General features: G+C 61.7%; 13 protein-coding genes and 1 pseudogene. 11 read left to right on the top strand and 3 right to left on the bottom strand.

The genetic code is table 11. The annotated features are described in order from the left end of the window. Nucleotides 1-8 precede the first annotated feature (8 nt). Complete coding sequence (locus ABIB73_RS15155) at nt 9-458, bottom strand: (2Fe-2S)-binding protein (protein WP_354225142.1); 450 nt, start codon at nt 456-458, stop codon at nt 9-11. A 317-nt stretch (nt 459-775) separates the two neighbouring features. Between ABIB73_RS15155 and ABIB73_RS15150 the strand changes: the two genes are divergently transcribed. Further along, a complete protein-coding gene (locus tag ABIB73_RS15150; RefSeq protein ID WP_354225365.1) occupies nt 776-2,383 on the top strand; it encodes a B12-binding domain-containing radical SAM protein in 1,608 nt (535 codons plus the stop codon). Nucleotides 2,384-2,417: 34 nt separating this feature from the next. Here the strand turns inward: ABIB73_RS15150 and ABIB73_RS15145 are convergent, their stop codons facing one another. Continuing rightward, nucleotides 2,418-3,806, bottom strand: a complete 1,389-nt coding sequence (locus ABIB73_RS15145) for an MFS transporter (protein WP_354225141.1) — start codon at nt 3,804-3,806, stop codon at nt 2,418-2,420. A 170-nt stretch (nt 3,807-3,976) separates the two neighbouring features. On the opposite strand from ABIB73_RS15145, the gene ABIB73_RS15140 reads away from it, so the two are divergent. The 5 genes from ABIB73_RS15140 (at nt 3,977) to ABIB73_RS15120 (ending at nt 11,317) form a co-directional block, all read left to right on the top strand. Next, complete coding sequence (locus ABIB73_RS15140; protein WP_354225140.1) at nt 3,977-5,038, top strand: isocitrate/isopropylmalate dehydrogenase family protein; 1,062 nt, start codon at nt 3,977-3,979, stop codon at nt 5,036-5,038. 380 nt (nt 5,039-5,418) lie between these two features. Beyond that, nucleotides 5,419-5,568: a hypothetical protein gene (locus ABIB73_RS15135; protein WP_354225139.1), complete on the top strand. Its 150-nt coding sequence runs from the start codon at nt 5,419-5,421 to the stop codon at nt 5,566-5,568. A 25-nt stretch (nt 5,569-5,593) separates the two neighbouring features. Continuing rightward, nucleotides 5,594-7,198, top strand: a complete 1,605-nt coding sequence (locus ABIB73_RS15130) for a metallophosphoesterase (protein ID WP_354225138.1) — start codon at nt 5,594-5,596, stop codon at nt 7,196-7,198. Between the two features lie 60 nt (nt 7,199-7,258). Further along, nucleotides 7,259-9,250 (top strand): trypsin-like serine peptidase, encoded by a 1,992-nt coding sequence (locus tag ABIB73_RS15125; RefSeq protein ID WP_354225137.1) that lies wholly within the window; start codon nt 7,259-7,261, stop codon nt 9,248-9,250. A 15-nt stretch (nt 9,251-9,265) separates the two neighbouring features. After that, on the top strand, nt 9,266-11,317 hold the full coding sequence (locus ABIB73_RS15120) for a pentapeptide repeat-containing protein (protein WP_354225136.1): 2,052 nt from the start codon (nt 9,266-9,268) through the stop codon (nt 11,315-11,317). Nucleotides 11,318-11,767: 450 nt separating this feature from the next. On the opposite strand, the gene ABIB73_RS15115 is transcribed toward ABIB73_RS15120, so the two are convergent. Further along, nucleotides 11,768-12,511 (bottom strand): SDR family NAD(P)-dependent oxidoreductase, encoded by a 744-nt coding sequence (locus ABIB73_RS15115; protein WP_354225135.1) that lies wholly within the window; start codon nt 12,509-12,511, stop codon nt 11,768-11,770. Between the two features lie 142 nt (nt 12,512-12,653). Here ABIB73_RS15115 and ABIB73_RS15110 point away from each other — a divergent pair, with 142 nt between their 5' ends. The 5 genes and pseudogenes from ABIB73_RS15110 to ABIB73_RS15090 all read left to right on the top strand — a co-directional run bounded on the left by ABIB73_RS15110 (nt 12,654) and on the right by ABIB73_RS15090 (nt 18,825). After that, nucleotides 12,654-13,424, top strand: coding sequence for a methyltransferase domain-containing protein (locus tag ABIB73_RS15110; protein WP_354225134.1), 771 nt, complete (start codon nt 12,654-12,656; stop codon nt 13,422-13,424). A gap of 200 nt (nt 13,425-13,624) precedes the next feature. Further along, nucleotides 13,625-14,626, top strand: coding sequence for a DctP family TRAP transporter solute-binding subunit (locus ABIB73_RS15105; RefSeq protein WP_354225133.1), 1,002 nt, complete (start codon nt 13,625-13,627; stop codon nt 14,624-14,626). Nucleotides 14,627-14,862: 236 nt separating this feature from the next. Continuing rightward, nucleotides 14,863-15,231 (top strand): annotated as a pseudogene (locus ABIB73_RS15100) (TRAP transporter small permease); the annotation flags it as partial. A 240-nt stretch (nt 15,232-15,471) separates the two neighbouring features. Continuing rightward, nucleotides 15,472-16,755 (top strand): TRAP transporter large permease, encoded by a 1,284-nt coding sequence (locus tag ABIB73_RS15095; protein WP_354225364.1) that lies wholly within the window; start codon nt 15,472-15,474, stop codon nt 16,753-16,755. 138 nt (nt 16,756-16,893) lie between these two features. Beyond that, nucleotides 16,894-18,825 carry an alkyl/aryl-sulfatase gene (locus ABIB73_RS15090; protein WP_354225132.1) on the top strand — a complete coding sequence of 644 codons (1,932 nt, stop codon included), beginning with the start codon at nt 16,894-16,896 and terminating at the stop codon, nt 18,823-18,825. Nucleotides 18,826-18,836 lie beyond the last annotated feature (11 nt).

The following is an 18,836-nucleotide window of genomic DNA, read 5'->3' as shown; positions in this document are numbered from 1 at the left end:
GCGGCTCCTTACGCGCTCGCGATCGTGTGGATCGCCTCGCGCACCTGCTGGAAGGTGCCGCAGCGGCAAATATTGGTGATGGCCTCGTCGATGTCGGTGTCGGTCGGTTTCGGCTTCTCGTTCAGGAGCGCCGCCACCGCCATGATCATGCCGCTCTGGCAATAGCCGCATTGCGGCACGTCCTGGGCGATCCAGGCTTCCTGCACCTTGTGCAGCGTGCCGCCGGCCGCCAGCCCCTCGATCGTGGTGATCTTCTTGCCCTCGGCCTCGCTGACCGCGACCCCGCAGGAGCGGGTGGCGACGCCGTCAAGGTGAACAGTGCAGGCGCCGCATTGTGCGATGCCGCAGCCATATTTTGTGCCGGTCAGCCCGGCATTCTCGCGGATCGCCCAGAGCAGCGGGGTATCCGGCTCGACATCGAGCGTGAAGGTTTTTCCGTTTATTGTTAGATTTGCCATCGCAAGTCCCCTGATTGGTCCATCCACCGATTGGACTCAGGGGAACAATGTGTCCGGCAAACTGGAACTGTTCAAATCAATAGTCCGAGGGGTAGCTCGTCGAAGATTCGCGCGGCCATCGGAAGATTGTCGATCCGGCGGTGTTGTGTGCTCTCCGCGGAGATCGTGCCCATGCCCGATGCCTCGCCTCCCAGAACCCCTGCGGCGCGGCCTGGCGCGACGTCAGGGCTCGAGGGGCGGGGGCGGCAGTTTGTCCATTTTGCTGGGGTGCAAGTCGGTGACGCTCTGATACACTCAACCGCAGCCAGAGGAGTTCCATCAAAGTGTCGCATCCCTGCAACGTGCTAATGCTCTATCCGCTGTTCAGCGCGGAGTCCTTCTGGAGCTTTGGCGAATCCTGCAAACTGATGGGCGTGAAGCGCCCTGCTGCCCCCCTCGGCCTGATCACCGTTGCCGCGATGTTGCCTGCCAATTGGACGGTGCGCCTCATCGACTGCAATACGGCGCCCCTTGGCGACGACGATCTCGCCTGGGCTGACGTCGTCTTCACCGGCGGAATGCTGCCGCAACAGGCCGACACTCTGCGCCTGATCGAGCTCTGCCGTGCGGCGGGCAAGCCGGTGGTCGTCGGCGGTCCCGATCCCACATCGAGCCCCCACGTCTACGAACGGGCTGACTTCCGGGTGCTCGGCGAGGCGGAGAGTATCATCAACGAATTCATCGCGGCCTGGGACAGCGGCGCACGGTCCGGCGTCTTCACGGCACCGAAGTTCCAGGCCGACGTCACCAAGACGCCGGTGCCGCGTTTCGACTTGCTCAAGTTCGAGGACTATCTCTATCTCGGTGTGCAGTATTCCCGCGGCTGTCCGTTCACCTGCGAGTTCTGCGACATCATAGAGCTCTACGGCCGTGTGCCGCGGACCAAGACGAATGAGCAGATGCTCATCGAGCTCGATAGGCTCTACCAGATGGGCTATCGTGGCCATCTCGACTTTGTTGACGACAATTTCATCGGCAACAAGAAGTCGCTGCGACTGTTCCTGCCCCAGCTCGCCGAATGGCAGCGCGCCCATGGCTACCCGTTCGAATTGTCGACCGAGGCCTCGGTCAATCTGGCCGACGATCCGGAGCTCCTGGAGCTGATGGGCGCGGCCAATTTCTTTGGTATCTTCGTCGGCATCGAAAGCCCGGATCCAGCGACGCTGGTCGCGATGCGGAAGAAGCAGAACACGCGGCGCAACATCGCCGAGAGCATCCACAAGATCTACGCCGCCGGCATGCTCGTTACCGCGGGTTTCATCGTCGGCTTCGACAATGAGAAGGCCTCGATGGCGGAGGCCATGATCGAATTCATCGAGGAGGCGGCGATTCCCGTAAGCATGGTCGGCCTGCTCTATGCCCTGCCGAACACGCAACTCACGCGCCGCCTGGAGCGCGAAGGCCGGCTGCATCCGGGCCACGATGTGGCGCCGACCATCGGCGCCGATCAGTGCACGAGCGGGATCAACTTCGATCCGGTCCGCCCGTTGCGCGACATCCTGACGGACTACAAGAGGGTGCTGGAGCACGTCTACAGCCCGGCGGCCTATGCGAGGCGTGTCGACCGCCTGATGACGCTGCTCGACCGTTCGAGGCAGCGGCCCGAGCTGGCCGAGGGCGACATCCGCGCCAAAGTCGGCGCGATGGAGACCGTGCACCGGGTGGTCACCGCCATACCGGAGGCGCGCGGACCGCTCTGGCAGACTTTCATGAATTGCGCCAAGCGCGATACGTCATCGGCGCGGATCGCCGTGCAGATGATCGCGGCTTATGCGCATCTCGGACCGTTCTCGCGCAAGGTCATCGATGCCATTGATACGCGCCTGGCAGCGCTCGATAACGAGATCGTCACCCCGGCGGCGGCTGTCGACGTGACGGCGGCCTGACACTTGGCTTGGACTCTTGGCTTGAACGGGCGGTCTACTTCACCGCCAGCCGCAGGAAGCTCATCACGCTGCCGAGCGCGGCAAAGCCTGCGCCGAGCGCCAGTGCGACGGTGGCGCCGTTGTGACCGGCCATGGCAAAGCAGGCCGCAGCGAGTGCCGCACCCGTCGTCTGCCCAATCAGGCGTGCGGTGGCGACGATGCCTGAAGCGCTGCCACTGCGGTGCGGCGGCGCGCTCCCCATCACGGCTTTCATGTTGGGCGCCTGGAAGAAGCCGAACCCCATGCCGCAGATCGCCATCCGCCAGATGATGTCGGGGATGGCGGGATTGGCCGGGAGCATCGCCAGCAGCGCCATGCCGATGCCGAGCAGCACCAGCCCGATGCCGCCGAGAAGACCGACCGCGTGGCGATCGGAGAGGCGGCCGGCGATCGGCGCCATGATGCCGACCACCAGCGGCCACGGCGTCATGAAGAAGCCGGTCTCGACCTGCGAACGCCCGAGCACGTCCTCGAAATAGAACGGCAGCGAGACGAAGGCGAGGCCCTGGACGACGAAGGAGCAGACCGCAGTCGCCGCCGACAGCGCGAACATCGGCCGCGCGAACAGGTCGATCGGCAGCATCGGCGCGGGATGGTCGGCGTGACGGCGCATCAGGACGAAGCCGAGCACGAGCGCCGCGACCAGCTCGATGGCCACGACAGTCGGCGACAGATTGTGCGCGGCGCTGCCGATCCCCGTGATGAACAGGCCGAGGCAGGCAGAGGCGAGGGCCGCGCCGAGAAAGTCAAAGCTGTGATCCGCCCGTGGCGTCTTCGGCAGCATCGCAAAGCCGATGCCGATGGCGATCAGGCCAAAGGGGATGTTGACCGCGAACAACCACGGCCACGGGCCGATCGCGAGGATGGCGGAGGCGATCGACGGCCCGAAGGTGAAGGCGGTCGCGACCACCATCGCGTTGTGGCCGAAGCCGCGGCCCAGCATCCGGCCGGGATAGACGAAGCGCACCAGCGCAGTGTTGACGCTCATGATGCCGCTCGCGCCCAGGCCTTGCAGCGCGCGCGCGACGAGCAGGCTGTCCAGCGACCAAGCCACCGCGCAGAGCAGGGAGGCGATGGTGAACAGCACGAGGCCGCCGAGATAGATGCGCTGGTGCCCGACGATCTCGCCGAGCGCGCCGAGCGGCAGCAGCGTCGCCACCAGCGCGATCTGATAGACGTTGACCACCCAGACCGACTGCTCCGGGCTGACATGCAGATCGGCGGCAATGGCGGGCAGTGCAATGTTGGCGATCGCGGTGTCGAGCGAGGCCATTGCCAGCGCGGTGAAGATCGCGGCAATTGCCCAGCGCCGCCGTTCGGCCGGCAGGCCATCAGCGACGGGGTGATCGGGCTCGCGCGCGGCGGCAGGTAACGTGATTGTCATTGCCTGCGCGTTTCTCCGGCGGCGTGGCTCAAAGGGCTTTCCGGCATGTACTACGGCCGGGTCCGCTTCCACAGGCATACGCTTGCATGCTTTGTATGCGCGAAGCTCAGGCGATCGCGCCGGGCGCTGGCGTATGATCGCGCCAGATGCTGCAATTTCAGGGGATCGCCATGCATATCGTCGTTTTGCCCGGAGACGGCATCGGACCGGAGATCACGGCCGCCACGTCCGGCGTGCTGCGCGCGGCTTCCGAGCGTTTCCAGCTCAATCTGCGGCTGGAGGAGCATGCGGTGGGGCATGCGAGCCTGAAGCAGTTCGGCACGACGGTGCGCCCTGAGCTTCTCGACATCGTCCGCGCCGCCGACGGTTTGATCCTTGGTCCGACCGCGACCTTCGACTTCAAGGACGAGGCGCATGGCGAGATCAATCCGTCGCGGCACTTCCGCAAGAACCTCGACCTATACGCCAATGTCAGGCCCGCGCGCACCTATGCAGGAAGGCCCGGCCGGCTCGGCGAGTTCGACCTCGTCGTGGTGCGCGAGAACACGGAAGGCTTTTATGCCGACCGCAATATGGAGCAGGGCAATGGTGAGATGCTGGTCACGCCAGACGTCGTGATCTCGCTACGGCGGATCACGCGGCTGTGCTGCGAGCGCATCGCGCATGCCGCCTGCCGTCTGGCGATGAAACGGCGCAAGCACCTCACCATCGTGCACAAGGCCAATGTGCTCAAGATCGGCGACGGCATGTTCTTAGGAATCTGCCGCGAGGCGGCGAAGGGCTATCCCGGGCTCGCGGTTGACGACATCCTGGTCGATGCCATGATGGCGCATGTGGTGCGCAACCCCGATCGTTTCGACGTCATCGTCGCCACCAACATGTTCGGCGACATCCTGTCCGATCTCACGGCGGAGCTTTCAGGAAGCCTCGGCCTCGGCGGCTCGCTCAACGTCGGCGACCGCTACGCCATGGCGCAGGCCGCGCACGGTTCGGCACCTGACATCGCAGGGCAGGACGTCGCCAATCCGGTCTCGCTGATCCTCTCGACGGCCTTGCTGCTCGGCTGGCATGGCGAGAAGAACGGCGCCGTTCGTTACGAGGAAGCCGCGCGTGCGATCGAGGCGGCGGTGGCAAAGGCGATCGGCGAGGGCAGGGCGACGCGTGACGTCGGCGGCAAGCTAGGCACAATCGCGGCTGGTGCCGCGATCGCGGGGCTCTTGCAGGCGGAGTGAAGCTGCTTCTGCGTGCTTGCGCCTTTTCTCTGCAGCTCAAAACAAAAAGGTCGAAAACAACCCCATGCACAGTAGAAGTGGGCTTGATCGATAGGGCGTTTTCGCGCTGCGCCACGACGGCATGTCCTGCTGCGACGACGTTTGACACGTCGGGCAAAACACCAGCAGGATGCTATCGTGGCGCCGATCGGGTGAGGCCGGTCACAGCAACGTCCATCGAAGAGTCGCGACAAAATGACACGCCCAACGAGCGTGTGAAGTAGATCACTTGCCGAGGCGTGTTTCCCGTACAAGAATATATTTGGTCAATGTGCAGCGGTAGCGAGCGCTCCGCCTAACCGAGCCTTGCGACGCCTGCTTCAGCACTGTTGGAGTGGTCAATGGCCGGCGACGACCGACGATCCTTCGAACTAGCTTTTCTGCACCCTTTCATTCGAGTGCGCCTGCAAGCCATTCAGGGCGAACTGAACGGCGCAGACCTCCAATTCAACGTCTTCGAGGCTTCCTGCCGCAGCAACGGCGAGGCCTGATTTTCGGCATCTTGGAATCTGCTTCTTGATCGTCATTCAGCTTCTTGGTCGCCATTTACGAGAGGGCCAAGTGCGTAGTGCTTATATCATTTCTGATTTGCATCTCGGCGGTGATTACGCGCACCCGCGCGGATCAGGCAAGCGCGGCTTCCGGCTGTGCACCCGCGCCGATGCAGTGGCGCAGTTCATCGATGGCATCACTCAGAAGTTCGCGCAGCAAGGCCCGAGCGAACTGATCCTGAACGGCGATACGGTCGACTTTCTGGCCGAGCACGACGAAAAGCCGAATGCGTGGTCTCCCTTCACCAGAGACCCCGGCCGGGCAGTCAAGAAGCTTCAGTCGATCGTCGAACGGGACCAACCCGTATTCGACGCCATCGGGCGGTTTCTCGACAAGGGAGGTCGACTCGTGGTGCTGCTCGGAAATCATGATATCGAATTGAGCTTGCCTGCGGTGCGTGCCGCGTTCCGTCGTGCACTCGGCGTCAAGGCAGGCCATGATTTCGAGTTTCTCTACGACGGCGAGGCCTACGTTGTTGGCGACGCGCTGATCGAGCATGGCAATCGCTACGACAGTTGGAACCAAATCGATTATGACGCTCTTCGTCGTGTTCGCTCGGTCCAGTCACGCCTGCTGGATGTGCCCGATGAACACGTTTTCATCCCACCCGCCGGCAGCGAGATGGTCGCCAAGGTCATCAATACGATCAAGCTCGATTATCCCTTCGTGGATTTGTTGAAACCCGAGACCGCTGCCGTGGTGCCGATGCTGCTCGCCCTCGAACCGGGCTTTCGCTCGCGCCTTGCCACGATCGCCCTTCTCTACAAGCGAACGCGCAGCCATGGGCTCTCGAATGCAGTGACCCCCAGGTTCGGCGGCGACATTCGATCCGAGCAGGATATCGGCAATATCCCCGGCGAGGATATTGGAAGCCGTACTGGCGCAGCGGAGGACACGTTTGGTGAGGAGATTTCTTCCGCTGGAAGCCCGACGGCAACTATAGTCCGGTCCGCGCAGAACGCCGCGCTGGAGGAAGCGCTGCAGGCCGCGTTGGGGAACCAGGCCGGACAGTTTCTCCGGGATCTCGATGCTGAAATTGCTGAAGCCGACCCGCTCGGACAACTCGGCGACGAGGTTACGGCGTCCGATACCGTCAGCCGGATCTACGGCTTCGCGTCTCTCTTGTTCGGGCGCACGTCTCAACCCTTCGAGAAGCGACTGCCTGCCCTGCTGAAGGCCATGCGCGGCCTGCAAGACACCGACACGTTCGACCCCGGCACGGAAAGCGCGAAGGAATATCTGAACGCCGCGCAAATGCTCTCCGATCGCGGCGGCTTCCGCCATGTCGTGTTCGGGCACACCCATCAAGCCAAGCGCGTATCTCTGGGTGATGGTCGGTTCTACTTCAATACCGGTACGTGGGCCGATGTCCTGCGCTTTCCCAATGAGATTCTGAAGTCGGAGACCGACGCGCTGCCGGCCTTGCAGACCTTCGTGGCGCAAATGAACGCCGGCGATTTTTCCGCCTGGACGCTGTTTCGTCCGACCTATGTCCATTTTGAGGTCGGTGACGATGGCAAGGTTGCGAAGGCTGAACTGCTGAAGTTTTCGGAGGCCGCAACGCCATGAGACCGTGCGTTCCCAACGCGTTCTGGCACACCGGCGCCCGGTGCTTGTCGGACAGCCGCCATGGATGAGTTTCGCGACGCGATCGCCAAGATAACCATTGATGGCGAGAACGGGCGCGGCACGGGCTTCCTGGTGGCGCCCGACATCGTGGCAACCGCGCTTCATGTTGTCGCCGACCGAAAGGTCGAACCACCCGCGTTTTTTGCCGGCACGATCCAGCTCGAATTCCGTGGCCACAAGACCGCCGCCGAGGTGATACCCAATAAATGGAATCAGGACGCGGACTGCGTTCTACTTCGATGCCTCGATTCAAAGCCGTTGGAGAACTATCCGACGATCCCTCTGCGCGAATTGGACCATCCCGACGATCTGTTCAAAACGCGAGGCTATCCCGACGCGCAACCTATCAACGGCATGATCTGGGGTGGGAAGGTCATGGATCACGCAGCGCAATTGACCAGCACCTACGCGACCCGGAAATCCGCATACGAGCCGGTGCTGCAACTCTTCTGCGACGAGGCCAGCGCCGGCGCCGGAGCTCCGCCGAAGGGGCTTTCCGGGGCTCCAATCATTGTCGGCAGTGCGGCCATCGGATTGATGCGGTTCGCCCTGATGGAAGACGGCCGCACGGTCGCCGGCACACTTTATGGCTGTAGTGCGCGAGACATCGTTGCGCTCGATCCCGAACGGCTGAGCTTGCGCCCTCCACTCGCGCCAACCGTCCTCCTGACGCCGGAGCAGATGGCACAATTGGAAGAACTTCTGGTCGCTGCCTTCACGCCCAATCTCGACGGGCTGCGTCGCACCGTGAGGTTCTCGCTCGGTGCCCAGGCGGAGCGCAGTGTGACGCACGCTGAAACCGTCGAGGGATATGTGTCCGCGCTGCTGCCGATGCTCGCCCAAGAAGGTCCTGGCATGATCAGCATGATGTTACGCGGCGCCATCGCAGCACGTCCGGAAGATCAAGCTCTTCGTTCCTTCGCAGAGCAGGTCCCGCGTTACTCGATACAGCCGCTAAATGACGATCCGGACGTTCAGGAGGCACATGATCGCGAGCTGGAAACCAAGATCGAGCGCGCGCTGATCCACCTGAACGGCATAAGGCAGGCGCGGGACCTCCACCATATCATGGAAAGTTACCGGCCCGATTTCGAAAAGACACGCAAGCAGATCGCCGTCCTCGCCAGCTACAAGGCGCTGCATAATTGCCTGCACGATCTCCAAAAGCGGCTCGATGTGATCGCCCGCCACTTCACACGCCTCAAATCGGGTGACGATGTTCGGCGATACCTAAGAGAGGAAGGAATTTTCCTGCGGAGCCTGGCCAGACAAGCTCGTAATCAAACCGTGGATCTTCCGACCGCAGAGGAAGAGCAGGACTGGATCAACGAGCTGGATGCCTGCGGCGAAGTTATGAAAAAGGCCGCGAGCGTGGCGGTGTCTGACATCGATGATGAAGTGCTGCTGCTGGTGCCCGACCGGCTTACGCACCTTTTGCCGAGAGCTTCGCGAATCAACGAGGAGTTGGTCAGCAGGGTGAAGAATGTCGGTCTCAACAATTTTGCCGAAACGATGCGGCTGGTCGAGCAGAAACTTGGCGCAACCATGCCCGAGAATTCCTTGAACCGGCTGCGCGAGGGGACGGTTGCAGTCGGCAGACTGCGCTCGCGCCTCGCCGGCTTGGTCTCCGAGCACGACGAATGGCAATCCCTCAACCGCGATCTTGAATACGCCGTGACTCAAAAGAAGGTTCGACCCCAATCCAGATTTTCGAGATGGCCGCAGTTCAAAACGAAGCTCATCGGCTTGTGCGACGCGTTCCCTCAGGAGGACTGGTCGTTAGAGTTGAGGGGAATGATGGAGCCATGGATGGAGGATGATTCGCCGGCGGAACCGCAGCTGCCGGGTAAAATTTCGAAACTCAGGGAGGATTTCAACGCATTCTACGATCAATGTGTAGACCGCTTCATAGAAGTCGATCGCGAGTTAAACGCGCTTTGCAAGAAAATCACGGAGTTCGAGACACCGCTCTATTCTCTCTTGAGCGAATAACTGGATCTGACCACGATGACCACGACAATGAACGAGTCTCTGCCCTTCGTCTCGCTGAAGGCTATCGAGGTCGCAAGCGATGCCTTGATCGCGATCCTTCCAGAAGACGAGCTTTCAATTTCTGACCTGGACCGCGACGAGATTGCTGAGAGGATAGAGCGTTTTGTCGAGCGAGCCACCATGACCGGCACCGTGCTGGATGCGCCGGATGATCGAAAGACGGCGCAGGCACTCGTCGATTTTTGGCTGGCGAAACTCTATTCGTTTCCTCGCGAGACACGTTCCAAGCAGGGGCCATCGATAGGGGGCGACACTCTACTGAGGCCATTTGATCGGGAGACGGTCACGGCCACGGTCGCCAACGGCAACGATTTGCTCGCCTCTCTCAGACAGAAAGATGCGATAGGTGCAGATGAGTCAAAGAGCTCCTTGCGACGCATTCTACTGCGTGTAGTCCCTTGGCTTGGCGATGGTGGTGTCGGCTACGAGAACATCGCACGGCGAATGCTGTTGCGTACCGTTCGCATGCCTGAGGGTGATGGTTCATGCGAGCCAGTGACGGTCAAGCGCGATGAGCTTCCTTCGCTTGGTGATCCCAACCGGACGAGGGAGGTGCTCAATGCTCTTATTGCATCGGGTGTTTTGCGCGAGGAGCCGGGAGAGTTGATCTCGTTGCGGTATGATGCGCTGACGCGCCAATGGGACGAGCTTCGCGCCTTGATCACTGAGCGCGTTGCTTTTCGCGACACGGCGGTATTCTGGGCGCAACGGGCGCGCGCCGATCGCGCTCTGACATCCGCCAGGCAAGCCAACAAGGCGTTGAAAGACTATGCCGACCTAAACGCGCTGGAGCGCGAGTTCATCCCGGCGAATCTTTCCTACAGAAACAAAAAGATCGTTGCCGGGGCGATTGTCTGCGGTTTTGCGCTTTCAGCTGCTTCGGCCGGTTTGCGGGTGGGCTATCTCACTTGGGAGGATGTTGAGGTGCAGCAGGCGATACAAACGATAATTTCCGGCGGCGATAAGCGAAGCCAGGAAGAGGCAATCCAGAAGCTCGCTAAATTTGGCAGGCCGATTGGCTTTCAATCTCTGCCATTGGAAGATCTAGATCTGAGAGAGATGTATGATCGGGACAAGTCGCCCCCGGTCGCGGATTTCGTTAAGTCGGCAATTGTCAGAGTCAAATTCATAAATGCAACTCTCAGATATGCGTCATTTTCTCAATGCAAAATATATGACGCGGAATTTCGGAATGCGGAATTATCGTCGGCGCGGTTCGATGAGGCAGCCATTACTAAATCGAATTTCTCCGGCGCAATTTTGTATCGCGCTATTTTCGACCATGCGCAATTCAACGGCCTCAATGATTTTTCAAATGCAGATCTTCGGTCTGCGTCGTTTCGGAACGTCGCGATAATAGATGGGGAGCTCAATCTTGCTGGTACGGCATGGTGGTTGGCCTTTGGATGGTCCCTTCCACAAATTGAAAAATTCGCTGATCAACAGAAGAATGCCCGGATCGAAGAAGCCAAGGGTTTCAACGACGATATCAGCTTAAGGAAGAAGGAGCTAAAAAATGCAACTTCGCCTGAAGACCGCGTGCGGGCGTTGAACAAAGTTGCGTGGACTTACGCCACATACGGGGCCGGCCTGAAGGTGGCCAAGGAGGAGTATGCACAAAAGGCCCTAGATGAAGTGAAGGCAATAAAGGGGAAATCGGAGGTCTGGCTGGCCGACAGCCGCGCGAATTTTACCGACACGATCGCCTACATTTGGCTGCAAGAGGGCAACCCCAAAGAGGCCGTGAGGTTGTTGGAGCAGCCCGGGATCGTCGATGCAGATTCAGGCAGCGACCTGCTATTCAGATATGCGTTCGCACTACACGCGCTGGCTTTGGAAAAAGAGGGCGACGAGAAGGAGCGCCTCGAGCGGGAAGCGCAAGCTAACCTGGAAAAATCCCTGCGGGATCTTCACTACGTGCCCAGCCACGAACTCTATCTTCTACGCCGCTACATGACGAATGAATTCAAGGCGCAGCTCGCCAATTTGAGCAAGGAAGCGAATTGACCGGCATTGCGACAGGCCCGGCGGGTGCAGTCTAGCACCTGCCGCTGCAGCCGGCGACGGCAGCTGTCGGGTTTGCGACCAGGCAGGTACCCGCCGCCAGGCCGGCCAGGGCCAGCAACCCAATTCCGAAAGCAAATGCGCGAATATGTTTCATTGAACTCTCCTACGCATCGACAGCAACGGTTGCACAAGTAACAAAGGACCTGCACGGGTACAATGTGTTGCGCTGCAATGCTCGCGTGGGTTGGTGTTCAGTCGCTGTTCCCTGACCCGACGAGCTGTGCCGCCAACCTACTACCTAACACACCTGATCCAGACATTGTGTGATCTGCTTCACTTTCCAGGTCCTCCCGATGGCCGCTTCTGGCCATCGGCCGGCTGGCGAGGCGAACTGCCACGTCCGTTACCGAGAGCCGAGTGGAGAGCTGATCGGATTCAGGAGCCGGCGCCCTAAAACTGATACCGCCGCAAACCCCCATCCACCGGGATCACGGTCCCCGTGATGTACCGCGCCACCGGCGAGGCCAAAAACACAGCGAGTGCCGCCAAATCTTCCGGCTCGCCCCAATAGCCCACCGGAATTTCTTCCTCGGCAAAACGCTCGCGATAGTCCGGCGCATAGTTGCGGCGGATCTGCTCGCTCATGATGCGGCCGGGCGGGATGCAGTTGATGGTGATGCCGTGCTCGCCGATCTCGCGCGACAGGCCCTTGGCCCAGGCATGAACTGCGGCTTTCGCGGCGAATGCGGCATTCAACCCTTCCGGCTCGGACTTGCCGGTGATGTTGACGATGCGGCCCCATTTGCGCGCGATCATCTGCGGCAGCAGCGCGTGCGCAATGCGGCGGTAGCTGGTGAAATTCAGCGCGATCGCCTCGTCCCATTTGCTGTCGGGCGCATCGACCGGCAGCGGGCGGCTGCCGCCGGCATTGTTGATGAGGATGTCGACATGGCCGAACTCCTTCAACGCAAAGGCCGCGATCTTCTCGGCCGCGTCCTTGGCCATCACGTCCTGCTCGAATGGCGTGATCAGGCCGCCACCGACTTCCTGCACCAGTTGGGCGAGCAGGTCGGTCCGCCGCGCCACCCCCACGACGCGCACGCCCTCGGCAGCCAAGCCCTTGGCGATGGCGCGGCCAATGCCGATGCTGGCTCCGGTGACGATTGCGGTTTTCGATTTGAGCCCGAGATCCATGGTCAACGCTCTCTTGTTTGATTCTTGCTTGTTGCTGTTCGTTTCCTGCCCTGTCCCTGTCCGGTGATTTGCCCGACCGGGACGAGCAGTGGTAACCAAGAGGGACAGTGAAGGAAACACGAAAAAGAAAAGGCGTTGAACGATGGTCTGGGACCCGCAGCAATATCTGAAATTCTCCGGCCACCGGCTTCGGCCCGCGGTCGACCTGTTGATGCGGATTCCGGATTTCGCCCCGCGCGAGATCGCTGATCTCGGGGCAGGCGCCGGCAACGTCACCAAGTTGATCAAGGAGCGCTGGCCGGACGCGACCGTGACCGGCGTCGAGGGCTCGGCCGAGATGGTCGCCGCGGGCCGGAAGGCGGCACCGGAGGTGCAATGGTCACATGAAGACCTCGGTCACTGGCGTCCCGCGAAGCAATATGACTTGATCTATTCCAATGCCGCACTGCACTGGCTGCCCAATCATGCGGCACTCTTCCCGTCGGTGATGGAGAAGGTCGCGCCCGGCGGCATGCTGGCGGTGCAGATGCCGCGCAACTTCCTGGCTCCGTCGCATGTGCTGATCGGCGAGACCGCCATGAACGGGCCCTGGCGGTCCAAGGTCGAGCACCTCGTCACGCCGCCGCCGGTCGAAGGGCCGGCCTTCTATCACGATGTGCTCGCGCCGTTCTCGCAAAACATCGACATCTGGGAGACCGAATATCTCCAGGTTCTCGAAGGCGAAAATCCCGTGAAGGAATGGACCAAGGGCACCTGGCTGACGCGCTATCTCGACGTGTTGCAGGGCGACGAGAAGGCTGCTTTTGAGGCGGCCTATGGCGAGCGTGTCGCAAAAGCCTATCCGAAGAATGCGGCGGGACAGACGCTGTTCCCGTTCCGGCGTCTGTTCATGGTCGCCCAGCGCAAGGGTTAATTGCGCAATGGGGATGCGACATAAGCGCTCGCTTCCTTGGGCGGGAGCGGGCGCTGGGTTGCGTATGCATCAGCCGTCAAGATAGCTTTGCTGCGGCAAATTGGGCTTAGGTCTAGTTGTTCGGCTGGCCGATTGCTGCCACTACTGACCTGCAAAACAAAAAAGAACCCGGTTTCCGAGGTTGTTGGGGAGGTTACTTCATGCGCAAACTGCTTCTTGCGGTCACTGCGACCGCGCTCGCTTTGGCTCCTGCGGTCGTCCAGGCCCAGAGCCCGATCGTCATCAAGTTCAGCCACGTCGTCGCCAACGACACCCCGAAGGGGAAGGGCGCGCTGAAGTTCAAGGAGCTCGCCGAGAAGTACACCGACGGCAAGGTCAAGATCGAAGTCTATCCGAACTCCTCGCTCTACAAGGACAAGGAGGAGATCGAGGCGCTCCAGCTCGGCTCGGTGCAGATGCTCGCGCCCTCGACCGCGAAGTTCGCGCCGCTCGGCATCAAGGAATTCGAGGCGCTCGACCTGCCCTGGCTGTTCAAGGACGACGCGACCTATTCCAGCGCGATGAAGGGCACCGTCGGCAAATGGCTTTTCCAGAAGCTCGAGGCCAAGGGCATCACCGGGCTCGCCTATTGGGACAACGGCTTCCACATGGTGTCGTCGAGCCGTCCGCTGACGAAGCCGGAGGATTTCAAGGGCCTGAAATTCCGCATCTCAGGATCGAAGATCGCCGACCAGTATTTCCGCCTGATGGGCTCGATCCCACAGATCATGGCGTTCTCGGAAGTCTATCAGGCCTTGCAGACCGGCGTGGTCGACGGCTGCGAGAACACGGCATCGAACTATCTGACGCAGAAATTCTACGAGGTGCAGAAGGACATCACCGTGTCCTATCACGCGCATCTGCAATACGCCGTGATCGTCAACTCGAAATTCTGGTCCGGCCTGCCGCCGGATATCCGCGCCCAGCTCGACAAGGCGATGGCGGACGCGACGGACTACACCAATCTGATCGCGCACCAGGAGAACGAGGACGCGCTGGCCGAGATCAAGAAGTCGGGCAAGACCACGCTGCATTATCTCACCGACGCCGATCGCAAGGCATGGCAGGAAGCGATGCAGCCGACTTATAAATGGGCAAAGGGCCGGGTTGGGCAGGAAGTGCTCGATCTCGTCGCCAAGGAACTCGACGTCAAGATGAACTGACGCACGTTCCGGAAGAACAAGACCAACGGTCGGGAGTGTGCGCACTCCCGACCGTTTCGCATCGATAGGGGGACTTTGATTTGCTTCGCGTGCTGAACCAGGGGCTCAATCATCTCGAAGAATGGTTGATCGCGACGCTCATTGCGGCTGCAACCGGCCTGATCTTCATCGCGGTCGTGCATCGCTACGGCGCCGGCGAGTCGATCGTGTTCTCGCGATGGGCGGCCGCGCACGGGATGACCTGGCTCGCGTCGCTGTCGATGGCCGTGTTCACCTTCCTGTCCGAGCTGGATCTGTCCTGGGCGCAGGAACTCTGCATCTACATGTTCATCTGGATGGCGAAGTTCGGCGCGGCCTATGGCGTGCGCACCGGCATCCATGTCGGCGTCGATCTCCTCGTCAACCGCCTGCCCGAATATTCGCGCAAGCAGGTGATCCTGTTCTCGCTGCTCTGTGGCGCGCTGTTCACCGGCATGATCGCCGCCTTCGGCGCTTCCTTCGTGCGCGAGATGTTCCACACCGGACAGCAGTCCAACGACCTCGAAGCGCCGATGTGGTTCGTCTATCTGGCGATCCCGCTCGGCTCCGGCCTGATGTGCTTCCGCTTCCTCCAGGTGTCGTGGCTCTACTACTGGACCGGCGAGCTGCCGCATCATGACGAGACCCAGGTGGAAGGCGTGGAGACCGATGTCTCGCCCGCGTTGCATCCGCAGCCAGCCGGCGCCGCGACTAAGGCTGCCGCGCGAAAAGTCTCGCCGCTCGGCGTGATCCTGATCCTGGCGCCGATTTTGATTTTCGCGATGTGCCTGGCCGAGAAGGCCGGCGTGCTGGAGTTGCCGCATTGGCTGCGTGCCGTCACCGTGTTTGCGCTCCTGATCGCGCTGATGCTGACGGGCATTCCGGTCTCGATCGCGCTCGGTCTCACCGTGATGACCTTCCTGTTCACGCTGACGACGGTGCCGATCGAGGCGGTCTCGATGAAGCTCTTCACGGGCATCGAGGGCTTCGAGATCATGGCGATCCCGTTCTTCATCCTGGCGGGCAATTTCCTGACTCACGGCGGCGTCGCGCGCCGCATGATCAATTTCGCAACCTCGCTGATCGGCCATTGGCATGGCGGCCTCGGCCTTGCCGGCATCGTCGCCTGCGCGATGTTCGCGCTGGTGTGCGGCTCGAGCGTCGCGACGGTGGCGGCGATCGGCGCCATCGTGCTGCCCGAGATGGTCCGCCACGGCTATCCGATGCGCTTCGGCGCCGGTATCATCACGGTCGCGGGCTCGCTCGGCATCCTGATGCTGCCGTCGATCCCGAAGATCGTTTACGCGGTCTCGACCAATACCTCGATCGGGGCGTTGTTCGTCGCGGGCCTGCTGCCCGGCATGCTGCTGACAACCATGCTCTGCATCGTCACCTGGTGGCTTGCCCGCAAGCGCGATTATCCGCGGATGTCGAAGGCGACTTGGGGTGAGACCGTCCACGCCTTCCGCGAGAGCATCTGGGGCCTGATGCTGGTCGTCATCATCATCGGCGGCATCTACAGCGGCCTGTTCACCGCCACCGAGGCGGCCGCGATGGCTGCGGTCTACTCCTTCATCATCGCGGTATTCGTCTACAAGGCGATCAAGATGGTGGACGTGCCGCGGGTGCTGCTGCGTGCCGCCAATACCAGCGCGATGCTGCTCTACATCGTTACCAATGCGGTGTTGTTCTCCTTCGTGCTCTCCAACGAGAACCTGCCGGCGACCTTGGCCGACTGGATCGCAGCGCAGAACCTCGGATGGGTCGGCTTCCTGCTGGTCGTCAACGTGCTGCTGCTGCTTGCCGGCAATTTCATGGAGCCGAACTCGATCATCCTGATCATGGCGCCGATCCTGGCGCCGGCGGCCAAGAAGCTCGGCATCGATCTCGTGCATTTCGGCATCGTGATGGACGTCAACATGGAGGTCGGCCTCTGCCATCCGCCTGTCGGCCTAAATCTCTATGTGGCATCCATGATAGCCCGAATGCGCATCACCGATCTGGCGGGGGCGGTGATGCCGTGGCTGCTGACGATGCTCGGCTTCCTCGTCATCGTGACCTATTGGCCCGACCTGACGCTGTGGCTGCCGCGGGTGCTGGGGATGCACTAAGCGGCTAGGGGCTCGAACTTTTACCCTCCAGGGGAGGGTAAGATCCGCGTGGCGCGCGCTGCGCACTCGACAGCGCCGCCAATAGCAATCGGCTGCGAGATGCGGTTAGATGACCGCAACAAGCCGGAGGAATGACAGATGACAGACACATCCAGCAACGAGCCGAAGGACGCAACGTCGTCCGTCATCGCGCAGCAGGACGCCATGCTGAACGCGTTGCCGTTTTCCGACACGCGGGATTTCGACGATGCCGCGCGTGGCTTCCTCGGCACGATCGAGAACGCCAAGGTCACGAACCCGCAAGGGCGGACGGTCTGGAGCCTCGAGCCCTATGGCTTCCTCTCGGCCGAGCAGGCGCCGCCGACGGTCAATCCCAGCCTGTGGCGGCAATCCCGCCTCAACATGCATCACGGCCTGTTCGAGGTCGTGCCCGGCGTCTACCAGGTGCGCGGGCTCGACATCGCCAACATGACGCTGATCGAGGGCGACAGCGGCGTCATCGTGGTCGACACCCTGACCTCGATCGAGGGCGCGCGCGCCGCGCTCGATCTCTACTACAGGCATCGCGGCCAGCGGCCGGTTGCGGCCGTCATCTTCACCCATACCCATACCGATCACTGGGGCGGCGCACGCGGCGTGCTGGAGGAGGATGCGCTCGCGACCGGCCGCGTGCCGATCATCGCGCCGAGCCTGTTCATGGAGCACTCTGTCTCCGAGAACATCATTGCGGGCCCCGCGATGCTGCGCCGGGCGCAGTACCAGTTCGGTCCGTTCCTCGCCAAAGGCGTGCGCGGCCAGGTCGATTGCGGCCTCGGCAAGTCGATGGCGGCGGGTTCGGTCGCGCTGTTGCGCCCGACTGATCTGGTCATGGCGACCGGCGACAAGCGGGTGATCGACGGCGTCGCGTTCGAATTCCAGATGGCGCCGAACAGCGAAGCGCCGGCGGAGATGCATTTCTTCGTCCCGCGCTACAAGGTTCTGAACCTTGCCGAGAACTGCACCCACAATTTCCATAATCTGCTGCCGTTCCGCGGCGCCGACGTGCGCGATGCGCTGGCCTGGTCGAAATACCTCAACGAGGCCTTGCGGCTCTGGGACGGCAAGGCGGACGCCATGTGCGGCCAGCATCACTGGCCGGTGTGGGGGCGCGAGCGCATCGGCACCATGATCCGGCAGCAGCGCGACCTCTACAAATTCGCGCATGACCAGACCATCCGCCTGATGAACCACGGCCTCAACGCCGCAGAGATCGCCGAGACGATCCAATTGCCGAAGAGCCTCGATGGCGCCTGGCACGGCCGCGGCTATTACGGCCACATCCGGCACAATGTGAAGGCGATCTACCAGAAGTACCTCGGCTGGTACGATGCCAATCCGGTCAATCTCGATCCGCTGCCGCCGGTCGAATCCGGCAAGAAGTATGTCGAATACATGGGCGGCGCCGCCGCCATTCTGGCGCGGGCGCGCAAGGATTTTGATAAGGGCGAATTCCGCTTTGTGGCGCAGGCGCTCAGTCATCTCGTCTTCGCCGAGCCGGACGACGCGGCAGCGCGCGCGCTGCTGGCGGATACGCTGGAGCAGCTTGGCTATGCCGCCGAGAGCGCGACCTGGCGCAATGCCTATCTGTTCGGCGCGCAGGAATTGCGCCAGGGCATGCCGAAGACGTCGCCGCGTCCGCCGATGCCGCGCGAGACGCTGGCCGCGCTCCGTACCGAGCAGCTCTGGGACGTGCTCGGCATTCGCCTCAACGGTCCCAAGGCCGAGGGCAAGCACATCGTGCTGAACTGGAGCTTCTCCGACACCGGCGAGACCTTTGTGCTCAACCTGGAGAATTGCGCGCTCACTTATAGCGAGGGCGTACAGGCGGAAAACGCCGACGCGAGTTTCACGCTGGCGCGCGCCACGCTGGACGAGGTGATCGCGAAACTGACAAGCTTTCCGGAAGCAGTCGCCGCCGGCAAGGTCAAGCTCGCCGGCAATCCAATGCGGCTCGCCGAGCTGATGGGCCTGATGGACGAATTCCCCCGCATGTTCGAGATCGTGGAGCCGAAGCGGGCGGCGGTGGTTTAGGTTGGCTTTTC

Source organism: Bradyrhizobium sp. F1.4.3 (genome assembly GCF_040548375.1).
Lineage (GTDB): Bacteria > Pseudomonadota > Alphaproteobacteria > Rhizobiales > Xanthobacteraceae > Bradyrhizobium.
This window is presented reverse-complemented; position numbering and strand designations above follow the sequence as displayed.

Coding starts and splice junctions, on each gene's coding strand:
- ABIB73_RS15155 (WP_354225142.1), bottom strand. CDS start 458: ATGGCAAATCTAACAATAAACGGAAAAACCTTCACGCTCGATGTCGAG.
- ABIB73_RS15145 (WP_354225141.1), bottom strand. CDS start 3,806: ATGACAATCACGTTACCTGCCGCCGCGCGCGAGCCCGATCACCCCGTC.
- ABIB73_RS15140 (WP_354225140.1), top strand. CDS start 3,977: ATGCATATCGTCGTTTTGCCCGGAGACGGCATCGGACCGGAGATCACG.
- ABIB73_RS15135 (WP_354225139.1), top strand. CDS start 5,419: ATGGCCGGCGACGACCGACGATCCTTCGAACTAGCTTTTCTGCACCCT.
- ABIB73_RS15125 (WP_354225137.1), top strand. CDS start 7,259: ATGGATGAGTTTCGCGACGCGATCGCCAAGATAACCATTGATGGCGAG.
- ABIB73_RS15120 (WP_354225136.1), top strand. CDS start 9,266: ATGACCACGACAATGAACGAGTCTCTGCCCTTCGTCTCGCTGAAGGCT.
- ABIB73_RS15115 (WP_354225135.1), bottom strand. CDS start 12,511: ATGGATCTCGGGCTCAAATCGAAAACCGCAATCGTCACCGGAGCCAGC.
- ABIB73_RS15110 (WP_354225134.1), top strand. CDS start 12,654: ATGGTCTGGGACCCGCAGCAATATCTGAAATTCTCCGGCCACCGGCTT.
- ABIB73_RS15105 (WP_354225133.1), top strand. CDS start 13,625: ATGCGCAAACTGCTTCTTGCGGTCACTGCGACCGCGCTCGCTTTGGCT.
- ABIB73_RS15090 (WP_354225132.1), top strand. CDS start 16,894: ATGACAGACACATCCAGCAACGAGCCGAAGGACGCAACGTCGTCCGTC.